The following is a 14,758-nucleotide window of genomic DNA, read 5'->3' as shown; positions in this document are numbered from 1 at the left end:
CGGGAAACACGCGGTGCGGGTCTCGTCACCAGCCTCCAGCAGGTATGGGCCCGTCAGATGAATGGTGGGGTTCGTTGTCGGCCGCGTACTGGTCCCCGATGACGAAAGTGCTCGCGCATTCGGGGCATTCGGCACGGCCGAACAGCCAGGTGAGCCCCTCTGCCAACTGGGCAAAGTCGAGGTCACGGGCTGTTTCGTGCATCCATGCGGCCAAGCCGTCGAGGTCGCTCGGGTCGGCTTCCTGAAGAGGGCGGCGGCGGATATCTCCCTGGTCCCAGTCGCGATGGGCCGAGTAGCGGCCGTGGATACCGATCGCGATGGTGACGCTGAGGTGGCAGTGAGGGCAGCCGACCCCGTAGAAGCCGTCTTCGAAGTCGTACTCGGCCAGGCTCCACACGCTCGCCCCGGCGAATGCGAGATGAGCGCGGAAGAGGGCCATCGCGGTCGCCGTTGACAGGTCATTGTCGTTGAGGCGCCGGGAGACCATCTGTTCAGTTCGACGATCACCGGAGCCAAGGTCCTGATGAGATCGTCGGCGCCGTGGTCCTGATGGACTCCCGCCATGATCGCTCCAGCCAGGTCCAACGCCCGGTCCACGGCAGTCGTCTCACCGGCGCAGGCGATATCCCGCAGATACGGGAGCGCGGCAAAGCTCGCTGCCGAGACGGTGAGCCCCTCGGTAGCCAGGAGGTGCCAGAGTTCCTGCCATGCTTCCTCATCGCTGGACGACGATCGCAGAACCCGCTCGAGAACGGGCGGAACCTCGTCGTACGGCCCGCGCCCGTACCTCGGCAACTGCCATTCGATCATTCGCCGATTCAAACACGGGCCACACGGGTCCGAATCGGAGAGATCGTGCATCCTGACCGGATGACGCAGACCGGAGTCGAACATGTGAAGGTGCACTTCCGCCTTGAGACGGACGGTGATTGGCCGCCCGCCTCAGTGGAGAGTCTGTGGGCCCTCGACCGAGGCGATGGCACCGTGCGACTCGACAACACTCCTTGGTTCGTACGCGGCGTGGCGTGCGGAGACGTCCTCACCACCCACCCCGACGAGGACGGCGTTCACTGGGCGGGCCAGGTGGTCTCGCCGTCGCAGAACTGCACGCTCCGGCTGATCGTGCTGCGTGACAAGGGATCTGGCGCAGCGCGGCAAAGCGTTCTGAACGCCTTCGCGGAACTGGGAGTGGGTGGAGAGGGGAGCGAGCGGTTCGGCATGGTCGGTCGCTCTCGATGTGCCGCCGGAGGTAGACCTCGCAAAGGTCCAGCGGCTCCTCGATCACGGCGTGGCCCAAGAGTGGTGGGACATGGAAGAAGGGCTGCATCACCGACGCCTGGCGGGCAGCACGGGCCAAGTAGATGCGCGCGCTGCGGTCACCACCAACGTGGGAAGCAGCGTCACACGGGCGGCAATCCGCTTGAAGCTCGCCGGTCAGTAGTCGAATGCGTCGAGGTGCCGGCGCAGCAGGTCACCGATGTCTTCGCGGCCCCCTTCGACTGGCAGCGGCGAGGGGGTGTCCTCGCCGTTCGCCATGGCGAGGCTGCTGGCGAAGCGCACGAGGTCGGGCGCCGGAGCGAAGGAGTCGCGCAGCCAGACGGCGAAGGTGCCGGCTTCTTCCGCCGTCACATCGGTGAGGGTGATGTAGGCGTAGTCGGGCTCGGCGATGGACGCGGTGCCGTCCAGCCACACGTCGGGCGCCAGCTCGATCTCGAAGTCCAGCACCGTCATCTCGTGGACGCCGGACCGCCGGTGCCCGATGGTGGGGTCGGGAAACGCCTCTCGCAGCGCCCGCTCCAGAGAGTCCAGCGTGGCGCGCCAGGCTCCGCCGTTCTCCTCCGGGGGGTAGAAGGCGAAGTTCGTCCGGATATTTCGTTCCGTGGCCATGGTCTTCCTTGTTCTCAGGGGACATACCGCGTCGAGCCTGGCGTGCCCGTCATCGCCATCATGGACTGCCAGTAGACGGCGTTGTCCCGCCCGTTCGTCACGATCTCCAAGCCCCGGATCTCGTTGTTCGCGGGGTTGGCCATGGCCTGCTTGTAGCGGACGAGCTCCTTCTCGTCACCCGCGTACATGGAGTCGACGACCGGGTCCCATGAGATCTTCCCCTGATTGTTGATCTTGACGGGCTTCGCCAGTGTCTCTTCGACCCGGTCGAGTGTGCGGAAGCTCTTCTTCGTGCAGTCCGGGTCCCGTACGTGCTTCGCCTCGACGAGATGGCCGTCGAGGGGGCGTATGCCGTCCACCATGAGCCCGCGTTTGCTCCCGAGCAGCGGCACTTCCCGCTCGGGATAGCCGGCCACGCGGAGCTGGTAGGCGTTGTCGGGGGCCGCCGGGCCACCGCCGCCGGCCAAGCCGCCGGCCCGGAGGGTATTCGCCCACGTGCGGAACTGCTGCTGCTCTGCCGCGGTGAGTAGACGGGTGGTCCCAGGGACCGGTGGAATCGGGTCGGCGAAGGAGATACCCGGGTCGACAGGGTTGATCATCGGAGCCAGCGCCGGGACCTGCCCGGTGTACGACGCGAGGACGATCGGGACGGGTACGGGAATCGGCGCGGGGATGAGGGGCGGCAGCAACGGGAATCCCGGGATGGCGGGTGCCTCCGGCGGATCGGCGGCGGGGAGCTTGATGCGTGCGGCGGACGAGTCCAGTGCGTGGCCCACGGAGCCGAGGTCGCGGATCCAGGAGTCTCCCAGTACGGCGTCGAGCAGTCCGCCGTCGTATCCGTTGCCGCCGAACATCGGCTGGTCCCAGGGCATGTCGACCGCGAAGAGGTCCATCTTGCGCTCGGCGATCTTCCCCTTGGCAGCCTCTACGTGCTCGGCGTACCGGTCACATGCCATGGCTATCTGCGTGCAGGCAGCGACGAGGTTCGTCACCAGCGGCTCGCCTTCCTCCGCCTTCGCCGGAGGGCAGGTAAGACCGACGCTGTGCTTGACGTACGCCTGGAAGGCGTCGGCGGCCTCGCCGGAGTGTGCCTTGCTCGCGGTGAGGGCGTACGCCTGCGCGTCCTCCAGGAAGCGTTGCATGAGCACCCCGGCGTGACGCCAGGAGCCGGCGACGTCCCGGATCTTCTCCGGCGAGCCGCGGAAGCGGTCACTGCCGCCGCTGGGGGCGTACTGCTCGTACCAGGCGGTCTCCCCCACCACCTCGGGGAGCTCCTGGCCCAGCCCGAGGTAGTTCTCGGTGCAGTCGGCGCCGGGGTCGCCCATCCCTGCCGTGAGGTCGGCCTGACGTCCCAGGAAGGCAGAGACTTGTCGGCTCTCCTCGGCCATGAACTCACGGGCGTTACGCATCAGCCCCTTGCTCGTCTCGCCAAGGACGTAGGAGCTGAAGCCCATCTTGTCGAGCGTCGCGGCGGCTGCCGAGACGTACACCTTGGCAAAGGCTCGCCCCGCCTCGTCGTCCCCTGCCATCCCCTGTTGTCGCGCCAGTTCGTGGCCGACGGCAATGGCCGTGTCACGCGCTCCCCGCATCGTGTCGAGAAGCCCCATGGAGCCGCGGATCATTCCTTCCGCGACGAACTTGACGTCCGGAGCAAGACCGGTCACCGTCGCGCCCCCTTGCAGACGTGAATCGTCAACCTATCTCAGGCGGATGCCATCGTCTGGGCGATGTCAGCTGCTCGGCTCATTGCTGTCGGCGAACAGGCGGAAACCGAGCAGTGGGACCTCGTCCGGGTCGACGTCCTCGGGCAAGGGTCGGCCTTCCAGGCTCTCAGGAGCTGCGGACAGGGCGCTCAGAGCCGCCGACGCGCTGAATCACCGAAACTTCTGATCTCTGGCACGGCCTTCGCGGAGTTCGTACCTCGGGTACGGCTTACATGGGGGCCGATGCGGGCGAGACCCACCTGTAGGCGATGACAGTGCGCTGGGCGCATTCGCGGGCGCCGAGTTCGGCAAGCTCGATGGGCGGACTTGTCGGAGCTCCCGAGGGGCACCTCGGCGACACCCTGCGTTCCACGGCGGCTCCTGGGGCGCTGCGGAGGCCGACCGAGTTCCAGGAGGTGTCGATCCCCGACGCCGGCCACCAACTGCGGCCGGAAGTCCTCTGCCTGGGGACGACGCACGAGCGGACCGGCTCGGAGGCGTACGCGCAGTTCCTCAACGGCGATCGAACCGATCGGCGCGCTCGGCATCTGGGTCCACGTGTCCGATCCCCAAGCTCCGGAGGAGGCCCAGCCTCACGAGGTGAACACACCTCCCGCCCTTAGCGTAGACATCGGGGGCGGGCCGCCGACCGCCCCCAAGCACTCGATTCGGCCTGAACCAGAAGTCTTGAGCACTTCAGACAGATCCTCCACGAGGAGGCGGCTTTCGGTCATTGTCTGACCGGAGCGCCTCGCTGACTGCCTTGTGTGGGTTTGTGGTGTGGCGGCCCCTCCTCCACCCGAGGACGATGCCCCTCTGTGTCCGCCCCTGATCTTCAGCGCGGTCGACACGAGGAGACACGGGGGTGGGGCCTTGTCATACGCGGAGCACCAGTCGGTGTTCTCAGCTCCTGCGGTGCCCCTGGGCACCGCAACCAAAGTTCGAGAGACGATCGGCCACGGCACCTACACCGAAGGCGTCACCCGTCGGCTGAGCGCTGCCGCCTTCGTCCGCGCCGACTGGTCGGCCGTGCTCCGCGCCGTTCTGGCGCAGCATCGGAAAGCGCTGAAGGCCGCAGTACGGAAGCGTCTGCGATGGATCTTCCCGGATAAGGCCCAGGAGGCCGCCGAGCGAGCGGAGCCGGCGCCCCCTGCGGTCGTACCGGGCGAGGACTACGCCGTCTGGGTCCGTCGTCGGATCAAGAGGCCGGCACGACCAGTACCGGTCTACGGCTTCCACCAGGAGCCGGTGGTGCATGCGTGCGACCGGGCCGTCCGACACATGCGTGGACGCCGGACAGCGATCGTGGCCCTCGTCGCTGCCGTCGCGTGGCAGACGGTCGTCGGCACCTTCGACGCGGGTTGGGCGGCCCTCGTCCTACTGGCCGGGTCATGGGGCGTCCACCTGGTGGATCGCTACTTGGCGCAGCTGCGGCTCAATGCCCTGCTGGCCGGGGAACTGCAAGCACCTGTGGCAGCGGAGCAGGCCCACGCCCTGCCCTACCAATACGAACGCCGCCCGACCGGCGACCGGCACCGATTCATCGGGGCGGGACTCCAAGCGTGGCACGAGGCCGTCATCGGCATCGATGTCGAGCCGGCCCCTGAGAATCAGGACGCCGAGCACGATGCCGCGGCGGAACCGTTCCCGAACCCTGGCTCACCGACGGTGCGCTCCGGAAGCCCCGACATGACGGCGGTGGCCAAGGCGCTGCTTGACGCGTTGACGAAGCACAACGAGCCGGTGGCCAAGAAACCGCTGAAGCACTTCACCGCCGCTCAGCTGCACGCTTACATCGCACGCCGTCTCGACGTTCCGGCACCCTCCCACCACCAGAGCCATCCGAAGCTGCGGGTGGAGGTCGTGGGAATCGCCGGCATCCACCAGAAGCGGTGGAGCCAGATCGATGACGACACCTGGCGCAGCCTCCACGCCCTCGCCGCGGACGAGACCGGTGACAAGCCCGCCGAGGAGATCGCCCGTCGCTACGTCTGGGCCCGCGTCACCGCCTGGAACGGGGAGCTCGTGGCGACAGTACTCGTCCACTTCGCGTACCAGGGCGGCTTCCTGCGCGTCACCGTTCGCCCCCACATCATGGGGCCCCTCAATCCGAAGGTGGCCGGGCTCGTCCCGGCCGTCCCGCTCACCCCCACGTGGCTGGCCCGCGCCGCCTTCAACGCGCTCGTGGACGTCTACGTCGGCCTTGACCGTCTCCTACGCCGCAAGACCCGCCCGCGCCCCGAGCTCGACCCCGGCAGCGGCCCCGTGAGCCTCCGCGAGGTCTACAGCACACGCCGCTTGGACGACATGCACGCCTACGACGACGCCCGCTACTACGTGCAGATGATGCAACGCAGGGTCTTCGACTCCACGGAGATCTTCTTGCGCGACCACAACGTCGACATCGCCGCCTACCGCCAGCAGTCCACCGCGATTTACAACTTCGGCGTCATGAACGGCGGCACCATGACCGGCCCCGTCCAGGCAGCGCCCCTCTCGGCCAATCCGTCCATGAGCAACTGACCCTTCGAATAAGCCAGGAGCCCAGCATGCCCCTCCGAGGCCAGCCCGACCCCGTCCCGAACAGCGTGAACTTCGGCATCATCAACACCGGCCGCATGACCGGACCCGCCCAAGCCGCTCCCTTCTCCCAGAATGCCGCTCAGACCAACAATCTCACCAACGAGGCCGTGGACAGGGCCCGCGAGAGCATCGACGAACTGCGCCAACGCCTGGAAGAGCTACGCGACCGGCACCCCGGAGTGGACGGCGCCCTGCGCGACCTCGACATGATTGCCCCACGGTTGGACGAGCCCGACCGAGACCCCGGAACCCTCCGCTACATGATCGAGAACCTGGTGGAACGGTGCGGAGGCATCCCCGGCGTCCTCGCGGCGGCCCAACTCGTTCAGTCCACGGTCACGGCGCTGCTGCCCGGCTCCTGATGCCTCCCCGTCGCACAGTCACGTCCGACCGCTGCCTGCAACCCCTCGGTGAGACCGGGAAGGAACGCGATGCCGAGTTCAGTCGCAGCGTGAGCGGCGGTCGTGAACGGTCCGGCCAGCTCACCGGTACGTCGACCGTAACGGCGAGGCGACCCGATGGTTGATCAGGCGTGGGAATCCAGGAGCGCCGCAGTGGGACGCCGACGCCGCGCGATGCCAACGCGCGGAGGGTCATGGCCGCCCAGCGAAGCCGGGACACAGCTCCGGAGCTTGCACTTCGTCGGGCTCTGCACTCATTGGGCTTCCGCTACCGCGTGGACCTGCCGATCGTCGGCATGCCACGTCGCCGTGCTGACGTCACGTTCACGAAGTGGCGCACCGCCGTGCTCGTACAGGGCTGCTTCTGGCACGCCTGCCCAAGTCATCTGCACGAGCCCCGGCACAACGCGGAGTGGTGGCGGCAGAAGCTTCGAGGCAACGCCCGCCGCGACGAGGAGACCGATGCCCACCTCATGATGATCGGCTGGCTTCCACTCCGCATCTGAGAACACGAGACCGTCGACGCCGCCGTCAAGCGGGTGACGGCGGCGCTCGCCACCCGTGGCCATCCCCGCGCCCTGGCCATCAGCACCTGGACGCCCACGCCCGAACGGGCAGCCGAGGGCTCGTAGAGGGCCACTCGCGACATCCAAACGCGCGCGAGGCCGGGACGCCAGCACCACTCCAGTGGGGATAGAAAACGCCAAACGTGGTCGACGGGGTCCAGAGGGAAATGCGCTGCGCGTCTCGCCCCTGCTTGCCTGTAGCCCCCGAAGGGACCTGACTCTCCATCAGAACGAGCGTCAAATGAGCGTCATCTCAGCGTCAAGATATCGCCCGTAACGCCCACACGGCACATACCGCGCACCCGCAAAACCCCAGGTCAGACGTCCTTCTTCACCGGCTCCAGGATCGCCACGCACTCCACATGGTGGGTCATCGGGAACAGGTCGAAGGCGCGCAGCGTGCGTACCTTGTAGCCGCGGTCCGCGAAGTACGCGAGGTCTCGGGCCAGGGCTGCCGGGTCGCAGGCCACGTAGGCGATGCGGCGGGCGCCGAGGCCTGCGAGGTGGTTGACCGTCTGCTTGCCGGCGCCTGCGCGCGGGGGGTCCAGGACGATGAGGTCGACGTCCGTGATGCCCGTGCGCGGGAGGACCGATTCGACCTTGCCCTGTTCGATGCGGACGCGCGGGTAGGCGGCCAGGTTGTGGCGGGCGTCCTCGACCGCGCGCTTGCCGGACTCGATGCCGAGGACCGCGCCCTGGTCGCCGACGCGGTCGGCGATGGCGCCGGCGAAGAGGCCGACGCCGCAGTAGAGGTCGAGGGCCGATTCGCCCTTGCGGGGGGTCAGGCCCTGCATGACGGCGAGCATGAGGGTCTGCGCGGCCTTCGGGTGGACCTGCCAGAAGCCGCCGTTGCCGACGCGGTAGGTGCGCTCGTCGGCGCGCTCGCGGACGAAGGCGCGGCCGTGGACGCGGTGGACTCCGCCGTCCTTCTCGTCGACGCGGAGGACGGAGACCGGCTTGTCCAGTTCCACGAGCGGGAGGCGGCCGCCGGGCTTCGGGGTCAGGATGACCTGGCGGTCGCCGGAGCCGGAGGCGGCGATGGCCTCGACGGAGGCCATGCCCTCCCAGGTGCGCTTCTCGACGCCGAGTTCCGAGACTCCCGTGGCCGCGATCATGCAGTGGTCGATCACTTCGACCTCGTGCGAGCGGTGCTTGCGCAGGCCCGCGTGGCCTTCAGGGTCGATCGCGTACTGGACGCGGGTGCGCCACTGCGGGACCTCGCCCTGCGGGAGCTTGTCGCCCTCGGCCGGCATGACCGTGCCGTCCCAGCCGGCCTCCTCGGGGGTGAGCCCGGCGAGCCGCAGGAGCTGCTCGGCGATGACCTCGCCCTTGAGGCGGCGCTGGGCGCCGGGCTTGGCGTGCTGCCAGTCGCAGCCGCCGCACTTTCCGGGGCCGGCGAAGGGGCAGGGGGCCTCGACGCGGTCCTTGGAGGCGTCGAGGATGGTGATCGCGTCGGCGCGCAGGAAGCGGGAGGTCTCCTCGCCCTCGGTGACGCGGGCGATGACCTTCTCGCCGGGCAGCGCGTGGCGGACGAAGAGGACGCGGCCCGCCTCGGTGCGGGCGATGCAGTGGCCGCCGTGGGCCACCGGACCGACCTCGACCTCGTACTCTTCCCCGACCAACGACGCAACAGGGGTGTTCTGCATGGTGGGGAGACTCCAAGGGGAAGGAACAAGGGGAAGTGACCGTGGGCTGCCGTTTGGACGGCAGCCCACCAGTCTAGTTCTTCTTTTCCGGTTGTTCTTTTCTAGCTGTTCTTCGCGGTCGGTTCCTTCTGGCGCTTCTCCACCGGGCCGCGGCGGACCGAGCCCGGCGCGTTCCACTCCTGGCGCTTCCTGGCCCGCTTCTTCGCGACCTCGGAGGACTGGAGCTGGTACGGGACGGAGGTCACCATGACGCCGGGGGTGAAGAGCAGCCTGCCCTTGAGGCGGAGTGCGGACTGGTTGTGGAGCAGGTGCTCGTACCAGTGCCCGACGACGTACTCCGGGATGTAGACGGAGACGGCGTCGCGCGGGCTCTCGCGGCGGATGTTCTTGACGTACTCGATCACCGGGCGGGTGATCTCGCGGTACGGCGAGTCGAGGATCTTGAGCGGGACGTTGATGCCGCGCCGCTCCCACTCCTCCCTGAGCGCCTTCGTCTCGACCGGGTCGACGTTGACGGTCAGCGCCTCCAGCTCGTGCGCGTGCATGAGCTTGGCGTAGGCCAGGGCGCGCAGGGTGGGCTTGTGGAGCTTGGAGACGAGGACGATGGAGCGGACCCGGGAGGGGCGTACGTACTCGTCGGGGCGTTCCTCGGCGGCGGCGATCTCGGCCGCGACCGAGTCGTAGTGCCTGCGGATCGCGGACATCGTCCCGTAGAAGATCACCATGCCGAGCAGGGCGACCCAGGCGCCGTGGGTGAACTTGGTGGCGAGGACGACGACGAGGACGAGGCCGGTGAAGAAGGCGCCGAAGGCGTTGATCGCGCGGGAGCGGATCATGTGGCGGCGCTTCGCCGGGTCCCGCTCCGCCCTCAGGTGCCGGTTCCAGTGCCGGACCATGCCGATCTGGCTGAGGGTGAAGGAGACGAAGACGCCGACGATGTACAGCTGGATCAGCCGGGTGGAGTCGGCTCCGTAGACCCAGACGAGGAGGGCGGCGGCGCCGGCGAGGAGCACGATGCCGTTGGAGAAGGTGAGGCGGTCGCCGCGGGTGTGCAGCTGGCGCGGCAGGTACCGGTCCTGGGCGAGGATCGAGCCGAGGAGCGGGAAGCCGTTGTACGCCGTGTTGGCGGCCAGGAAGAGGACGAGCGCGGTGGCGGCGGCGAGGACGACGAAGAAGAACGTTCCGTCGCCGAAGACGGCGGCCGCGACCTGGGAGATGACCGGGTCCTGGACGTAGCCCGCGCCGACCGGCGTGCCGTTGTTCAGCAGGTCTTCGGCGGGATTCTCGGCCATCCGGACGTCGGTGGCCATGGCCAGGAAGATGATGCCGCAGAACATGGTGACGGCCAGGCCGCCCATGAGGGCGAGCGTGGTGGCGGCGTTCTTCGACTTCGGCTTGCGGAAGGCGGGGACACCGTTGGAGATGGCCTCGACACCGGTGAGCGCCGCACAGCCGGAGGAGAACGCGCGCAGCAGCAGGAAGACGAGCGCGAAGCCCGCCAGACCCTGGTGCTCGGCCTTGATCTCGAAGTCGGCGGTCGGCGCCTTCATGGTCTCGTCGAGGAAGATCCCCTTGTACGCGCCCCAGGCGATCATGATGAAGACGCCGGCGACGAAGACGTACGTCGGGATCGCGAAGAGCGAGCCCGACTCCTTCACGCCGCGCAGGTTCATCACGGTGAGCAGCACGATCACGCCGACCGCGCAGGCCACCTTGTGCTCGACCACGAAGGGGATCGCCGAGCCGAGGTTCTCGATGCCCGAGGAGATCGACACGGCGACGGTCAGGACGTAGTCGACGAGCAGGGCGCTCGCCACGGTGAGTCCGGCCTTCGGCCCGAGGTTGGTGTTGGCGACCTCGTAGTCGCCGCCGCCGCTCGGGTACGCGTGGACGTTCTGCCGGTAGGAGGCGACCACCGTGAACATCAGGACGACGACCGCGAGCGCGATCCACGGACTGAAGTGGTACGCCGACAGGCCGGCGACGGAGAGAACGAGCAGCACCTCGCCGGGTGCGTACGCCACCGAGGACAGCGGGTCGGAGGCGAAGACGGGGAGGGCGATCCGCTTCGAGAGAAGGGTCTCTCCGAGCTTGTCGCTGCGCAGGGCCCGCCCGATCAGGATCCGTTTGGGCACGTCGGTCAGTTTGGACACGGAGAGGATCGTAAGCGTTCGAAAACAGCCACGCGCACCGGCACCCCCGATCGGCACCGAATCTCCCTCAGTACCACCTCGGATGCGGTCCCGGCCAGCGTTGCCGCATAAGCTCGGACCGGGTGACCCGGCAGGGCGTTGCCCGCCGCGACCCGGGCGCATCGGGTGAGGAAAGTTGTGAGCAGGGTGTTTTCGCAGGTCAGTAAGGCGATCAGGAGTGCGGGGTAAGGGGACGTGCACATCGTCATCATGGGCTGCGGGCGAGTGGGAGCCGCTCTCGCGCAGACCCTGGAGCAGCAGGGGCACACCGTCGCGGTCGTGGACCAGGACCCGACGGCTTTCCGTCGTCTGGGGTCGGGTTTCGGCGGTCGGCGCGTCACGGGCGTGGGCTTCGACCAGGACACGCTGCGTGAGGCCGGCATCGAGGACGCGGGCGCCTTCGCCGCGGTGAGCAGCGGCGACAACTCGAACATCATCGCGGCGCGGGTCGCCCGTGAGATGTTCGGCATCGAGAACGTGGCGGCGCGGATCTACGACCCGCGGCGCGCCGAGGTCTACCAGCGCCTCGGCATCCCGACGGTCGCGACGGTCCGCTGGACCGCCGACCAGATGCTGCGGCGGCTGCTGCCCTCCGGCGCGGAGCCGCTGTGGCGGGACCCGAGCGGTGGCGTGCAGCTCGCGGAGGTGCACACCTCCGCCGCCTGGATCGGCCACAAGGTGAGCCGGCTCCAGGAGGAGACCGGCGTGCGTGTCGCCTTCCTCACCCGGCTGGGCGAAGCGATTCTGCCGACCTCGCAGACGGTGCTCCAGGAAGGTGATCTGGTGCACGTGATGATGCGTACGGACGAGATCGCGAAGGTCGAGGAGGCCTTCGCCGAGGGTCCCGAGGAGGGCGGTCACTGATGCGTGTCGCTATTGCGGGCGCGGGTGCGGTGGGCCGTTCCATCGCGGGCGAGCTCCTGGAGAACGGTCACGAGGTCCTGCTCATCGACAAGGCGCCGACCGCCATCTCGGTGGAGCGGGTGCCGCAGGCGGAGTGGCTGCTCGCCGACGCCTGCGAGATCACCTCGCTCGACGAGGCGGCGCTCCAGCGCTGCAACGTGGTGATCGCGGCGACCGGTGACGACAAGGTGAACCTCGTCGTCTCGCTGCTCGCCAAGACCGAGTACGGCGTGCCGCGGGTCGTCGCCCGGGTGAACAACCCGAAGAACGAGTGGCTGTTCAACGAGTCCTGGGGCGTGGACGTGGCCGTCTCGACCCCGCGTCTGATGTCGGCCCTGGTGGAGGAGGCGGTGAGCGTCGGCGACCTCGTACGGCTGCTCCGCTTCAGCCACGGCGACGCGAACCTGGTCGAGCTGACGCTCCCGCCGGAGTCGGCGGTCGCCGGCACCGCGGTCGGGGACGTGGCCTGGCCGCAGGACACCTCGCTGGTGACGATCATCCGCGGTTCGCGGGTGCTGACGCCGAGCGCCGAGGAGACCCTGGAGGCCGGCGACGAGCTGCTGTTCGTGGCCGCGCAGGCTCGCGAGGAGCAGCTGGAGGACCTGCTGCAGGTCCGCCGCGAGACCACCGAGTCCTGATCAGGAGTGGTACGCAGGAGGGCCCGGACCTGACGAACAGGTCCGGGCCCTCCTCCGTGATGGCGCGCTCTCGGGGGACTCAGGAATGACGTGCCCTCGGGCGCCTCAAGGATGACGCGCTCCTACGAGCCTCAGGCCTCCCGGTGGCTCTGCGGAGCCTCAGGCCTCCCGGTGGCTCTGCGGAGCCTCAGGCCTCCCGGTGGCTCTGCGGAGCCTCAGGCCTCCCGGTGGCTCTGCGCGGCGGCGGCCGCCTTGCGCTCCTTCTCGGCGAGCTCCTCGGCCTCCATCTCGGCGAAGACGTCGATCGGCGGCGGAGCCTTCGCGAGGAACACCCAGGTGAGGTAGACCGCGAGCAGGAACGGCGGGATCTTGAGCGCGACGAGCACCCAGCCGAACTTGGTCGTGTCGGCCCACCAGTACATCGGGAAGAGGATCGCGCACTTGCCGAGCAGGATCAGGCCCCAGGCCCAGCTGGCCTTCGTGTACGCCTTCTTCCGGCCCGGGTTACGGGTGCGCCAGGAGAGGTTCTCCTTGAAGACCGGGCCGAGGATCAGACCGATCAGCGGGACCCCGGCGAGCGCGGTGATGAGGTACGCGAGGGCGAGGCCCAGGGTGTACAGCATGCCCGGCAGGTAGAAGTCCTTGGCGTTGCCCGTCATCATCGCGAAGACGACACCGAAGGCGACGCCGAAGACGCCGCTGAACGCGTGCTTGACGGTGTCCCGCCGGATGAGCCGGACGGCGACCAGGACCAGCGAGACCGCGAGCGCGGCGATCGCCGAGATGTGCAGGTTCTTGTTGATCGTGAAGATCGTGACGAACAACAGGCCCGGCAGGACCGTCTCGACCATGCCCCGCAGGCCGCCGAAGGCCTCGAACAGCGCGGCCTCGGTGACCTCCTTCGCGGCCTGGGCGTCCTGGTCCGTGGTGGTCGGCTTGTCGAGGGACGTCACCGGCTACTCCTGTCCGAGCGGTCGGAGCTCGTATTTGGGGTTGAAGAGGACCCGCCGGCCGTGGCTCATGGAGATCCGGCCGGAGGCGATCAGCTTGCGGCCCGGCTCGATGCCCACGATGGAGCGCCGGCCGAGCCACACGACGTCGAGCGGTGCCGTGCCGTCGAAGAGTTCGGCCTCCAGCGCGGGAACACCGGCCCGGGGACGCAGCGTGACCGTGCGCAAGGTACCAGTCACCTTGACTATCTGGCGGTCGGAGCAGTCGCAGATACGCGTGCACCCCGACGCTTCGGCGTCCTCCTGGAGCTCCTCCGACTCCAGGTCCTCCGTGGAGGAGGAGAGCCGGTCGAGCATCCGGCGGAACCTACCGGCCGGCTTCTCTGTACGTGGTGCAGCACTCATACAGAAAGCGTACCGGCCACCGCTGTCGCCGAGACCGGCCCCGGACCCCGCGTCCGACCCCGCGTCCGACCCCGCATCCGACCCCGCATCCGCTCAGCGTTCGAAGCGGTAGCCCATGCCCGGTTCGGTGACGAAGTGGCGGGGGTGGGACGGGTCGCTCTCCAGCTTGCGGCGCAGCTGCGCCATGTAGACCCGGAGGTAGTTGGTCTCCGTGCCGTACGAAGGTCCCCAGACCTCCTGGAGGAGCTGCTTCTGGCTGACCAGGCGGCCGCTGTTGCGGACCAGGACCTCGAGCAGGTGCCACTCGGTGGGGGTGAGGCGGACGTCCCGGCCGTCGCGGTGGACCTTCTTCGCCGCGAGGTCGACGGTGAAGCCCTCGGTCTCGACGACCACGACCCCGTCCTCGGCGCCCCCGACCGGCTCGGCGCGGCGGACGGCCGCGCGCAGCCGGGCCAGCAGTTCGTCCATGCCGAAGGGCTTGGTGACGTAGTCGTCGGCACCCGCGTCGAGCGCCTCGACCTTCTCGTCGGAGGTCTGCCGGGCCGAGAGGACCAGGATCGGCACCCGGGTCCAGCCGCGCAGGCCCTTGATGACCTCGACGCCGTCCATGTCGGGGAGGCCGAGGTCGAGGACGACGACGTCGGGGTGGCGTTCTGCGGCGAGCCGGAGGGCGGTGGCACCGTCGGGCGCGGCGTCGACCTCGTACTTCCGCGCCTTGAGGTTGATCACCAGGGCGCGGACGATCTGCGGCTCGTCGTCGACCACGAGAACCCGGGTCATGGAGGGGGACCTTCCTTGTTCGGTCGCCCGTGCGGGCGGGAGCAGTCGCCCGTGCGGGCGGGAGCAAGAGAGTACGGGAGGGGACGGGGGGTGTGATGCGGTAC

Annotated in this window: 13 protein-coding genes and 1 pseudogene; 6 read left to right on the top strand and 8 right to left on the bottom strand. The window is 68.6% G+C overall.

What is annotated here, in order from left to right; genetic code table 11:
- Nucleotides 1-25: 25 nt before the first annotated feature.
- On the bottom strand, nt 26-487 hold the full coding sequence (locus OG462_RS32335) for a hypothetical protein (protein WP_406063043.1): 462 nt from the start codon (nt 485-487) through the stop codon (nt 26-28).
- 62 nt (nt 488-549) lie between these two features.
- Here OG462_RS32335 and OG462_RS32330 point away from each other — a divergent pair.
- A pseudogene (locus OG462_RS32330) lies at nt 550-1,164 on the top strand (DUF4265 domain-containing protein); the annotation flags it as partial.
- Nucleotides 1,165-1,434: 270 nt separating this feature from the next.
- Here the strand turns inward: OG462_RS32330 and OG462_RS32325 are convergent.
- Complete coding sequence (locus OG462_RS32325; protein ID WP_406066934.1) at nt 1,435-1,887, bottom strand: hypothetical protein; 453 nt, start codon at nt 1,885-1,887, stop codon at nt 1,435-1,437.
- Between the two features lie 14 nt (nt 1,888-1,901).
- Complete coding sequence (locus tag OG462_RS32320) at nt 1,902-3,551, bottom strand: restriction endonuclease fold toxin-2 domain-containing protein (RefSeq protein ID WP_406063041.1); 1,650 nt, start codon at nt 3,549-3,551, stop codon at nt 1,902-1,904.
- Between the two features lie 936 nt (nt 3,552-4,487).
- Between OG462_RS32320 and OG462_RS32315 the strand changes: the two genes are divergently transcribed.
- The 3 genes from OG462_RS32315 (at nt 4,488) to OG462_RS32305 (ending at nt 7,080) form a co-directional block, all read left to right on the top strand.
- The gene (locus OG462_RS32315; RefSeq protein ID WP_406063039.1) at nt 4,488-6,113 is read left to right on the top strand and encodes a hypothetical protein; all 1,626 of its coding nucleotides are present in this window, start codon (nt 4,488-4,490) and stop codon (nt 6,111-6,113) included.
- A 26-nt stretch (nt 6,114-6,139) separates the two neighbouring features.
- A complete protein-coding gene (locus tag OG462_RS32310; protein ID WP_406063037.1) occupies nt 6,140-6,535 on the top strand; it encodes a hypothetical protein in 396 nt (131 codons plus the stop codon).
- Between the two features lie 233 nt (nt 6,536-6,768).
- Nucleotides 6,769-7,080, top strand: coding sequence for a very short patch repair endonuclease (locus tag OG462_RS32305; RefSeq protein WP_406063035.1), 312 nt, complete (start codon nt 6,769-6,771; stop codon nt 7,078-7,080).
- Nucleotides 7,081-7,457: 377 nt separating this feature from the next.
- Here the strand turns inward: OG462_RS32305 and OG462_RS32300 are convergent, their stop codons facing one another.
- Nucleotides 7,458-8,786: a class I SAM-dependent RNA methyltransferase gene (locus tag OG462_RS32300; RefSeq protein ID WP_406063033.1), complete on the bottom strand. Its 1,329-nt coding sequence runs from the start codon at nt 8,784-8,786 to the stop codon at nt 7,458-7,460.
- 101 nt (nt 8,787-8,887) lie between these two features.
- Nucleotides 8,888-10,939, bottom strand: coding sequence for an APC family permease (locus tag OG462_RS32295; protein ID WP_406063032.1), 2,052 nt, complete (start codon nt 10,937-10,939; stop codon nt 8,888-8,890).
- A 234-nt stretch (nt 10,940-11,173) separates the two neighbouring features.
- On the opposite strand from OG462_RS32295, the gene OG462_RS32290 reads away from it, so the two are divergent.
- Nucleotides 11,174-11,842: a potassium channel family protein gene (locus tag OG462_RS32290; RefSeq protein WP_406063030.1), complete on the top strand. Its 669-nt coding sequence runs from the start codon at nt 11,174-11,176 to the stop codon at nt 11,840-11,842.
- Nucleotides 11,842-12,519, top strand: a complete 678-nt coding sequence (locus OG462_RS32285; protein ID WP_406063028.1) for a potassium channel family protein — start codon at nt 11,842-11,844, stop codon at nt 12,517-12,519. The genes OG462_RS32290 and OG462_RS32285 overlap by 1 nt, the downstream gene beginning before the upstream one ends.
- Before the next feature lie 215 nt (nt 12,520-12,734).
- On the opposite strand, the gene OG462_RS32280 is transcribed toward OG462_RS32285, so the two are convergent.
- The 3 genes from OG462_RS32280 to OG462_RS32270 form a co-directional block, all read right to left on the bottom strand.
- Nucleotides 12,735-13,472 carry a DUF3159 domain-containing protein gene (locus tag OG462_RS32280; RefSeq protein ID WP_406063027.1) on the bottom strand — a complete coding sequence of 246 codons (738 nt, stop codon included), beginning with the start codon at nt 13,470-13,472 and terminating at the stop codon, nt 12,735-12,737.
- 3 nt (nt 13,473-13,475) lie between these two features.
- Entirely contained in the window at nt 13,476-13,874 is a 399-nt protein-coding gene (locus OG462_RS32275) for an OB-fold nucleic acid binding domain-containing protein (protein WP_073819639.1), read from the bottom strand.
- Nucleotides 13,875-13,967: 93 nt separating this feature from the next.
- A complete protein-coding gene (locus tag OG462_RS32270; RefSeq protein WP_229315636.1) occupies nt 13,968-14,654 on the bottom strand; it encodes a response regulator in 687 nt (228 codons plus the stop codon).
- Nucleotides 14,655-14,758: the final 104 nt, after the last annotated feature.

Origin of the sequence: Streptomyces sp. NBC_01077, assembly GCF_045162855.1 — a bacterium.
Classification (GTDB): Bacteria; Actinomycetota; Actinomycetes; order Streptomycetales; family Streptomycetaceae; genus Streptomyces.
Note: the sequence above shows the minus strand (reverse complement) of the source record. Positions and strands in the feature narration are given on the sequence as shown.

Excerpts from the sequence above, each read along its gene's own strand:
- OG462_RS32335 (WP_406063043.1), bottom strand. The coding sequence starts at position 487 with ATGGTCTCCCGGCGCCTCAACGACAATGACCTGTCAACGGCGACCGCG.
- OG462_RS32325 (WP_406066934.1), bottom strand. The coding sequence starts at position 1,887 with ATGGCCACGGAACGAAATATCCGGACGAACTTCGCCTTCTACCCCCCG.
- OG462_RS32310 (WP_406063037.1), top strand. The coding sequence starts at position 6,140 with ATGCCCCTCCGAGGCCAGCCCGACCCCGTCCCGAACAGCGTGAACTTC.
- OG462_RS32305 (WP_406063035.1), top strand. The coding sequence starts at position 6,769 with ATGGCCGCCCAGCGAAGCCGGGACACAGCTCCGGAGCTTGCACTTCGT.
- OG462_RS32300 (WP_406063033.1), bottom strand. The coding sequence starts at position 8,786 with ATGCAGAACACCCCTGTTGCGTCGTTGGTCGGGGAAGAGTACGAGGTC.
- OG462_RS32285 (WP_406063028.1), top strand. The coding sequence starts at position 11,842 with ATGCGTGTCGCTATTGCGGGCGCGGGTGCGGTGGGCCGTTCCATCGCG.
- OG462_RS32275 (WP_073819639.1), bottom strand. The coding sequence starts at position 13,874 with ATGAGTGCTGCACCACGTACAGAGAAGCCGGCCGGTAGGTTCCGCCGG.
- OG462_RS32270 (WP_229315636.1), bottom strand. The coding sequence starts at position 14,654 with ATGACCCGGGTTCTCGTGGTCGACGACGAGCCGCAGATCGTCCGCGCC.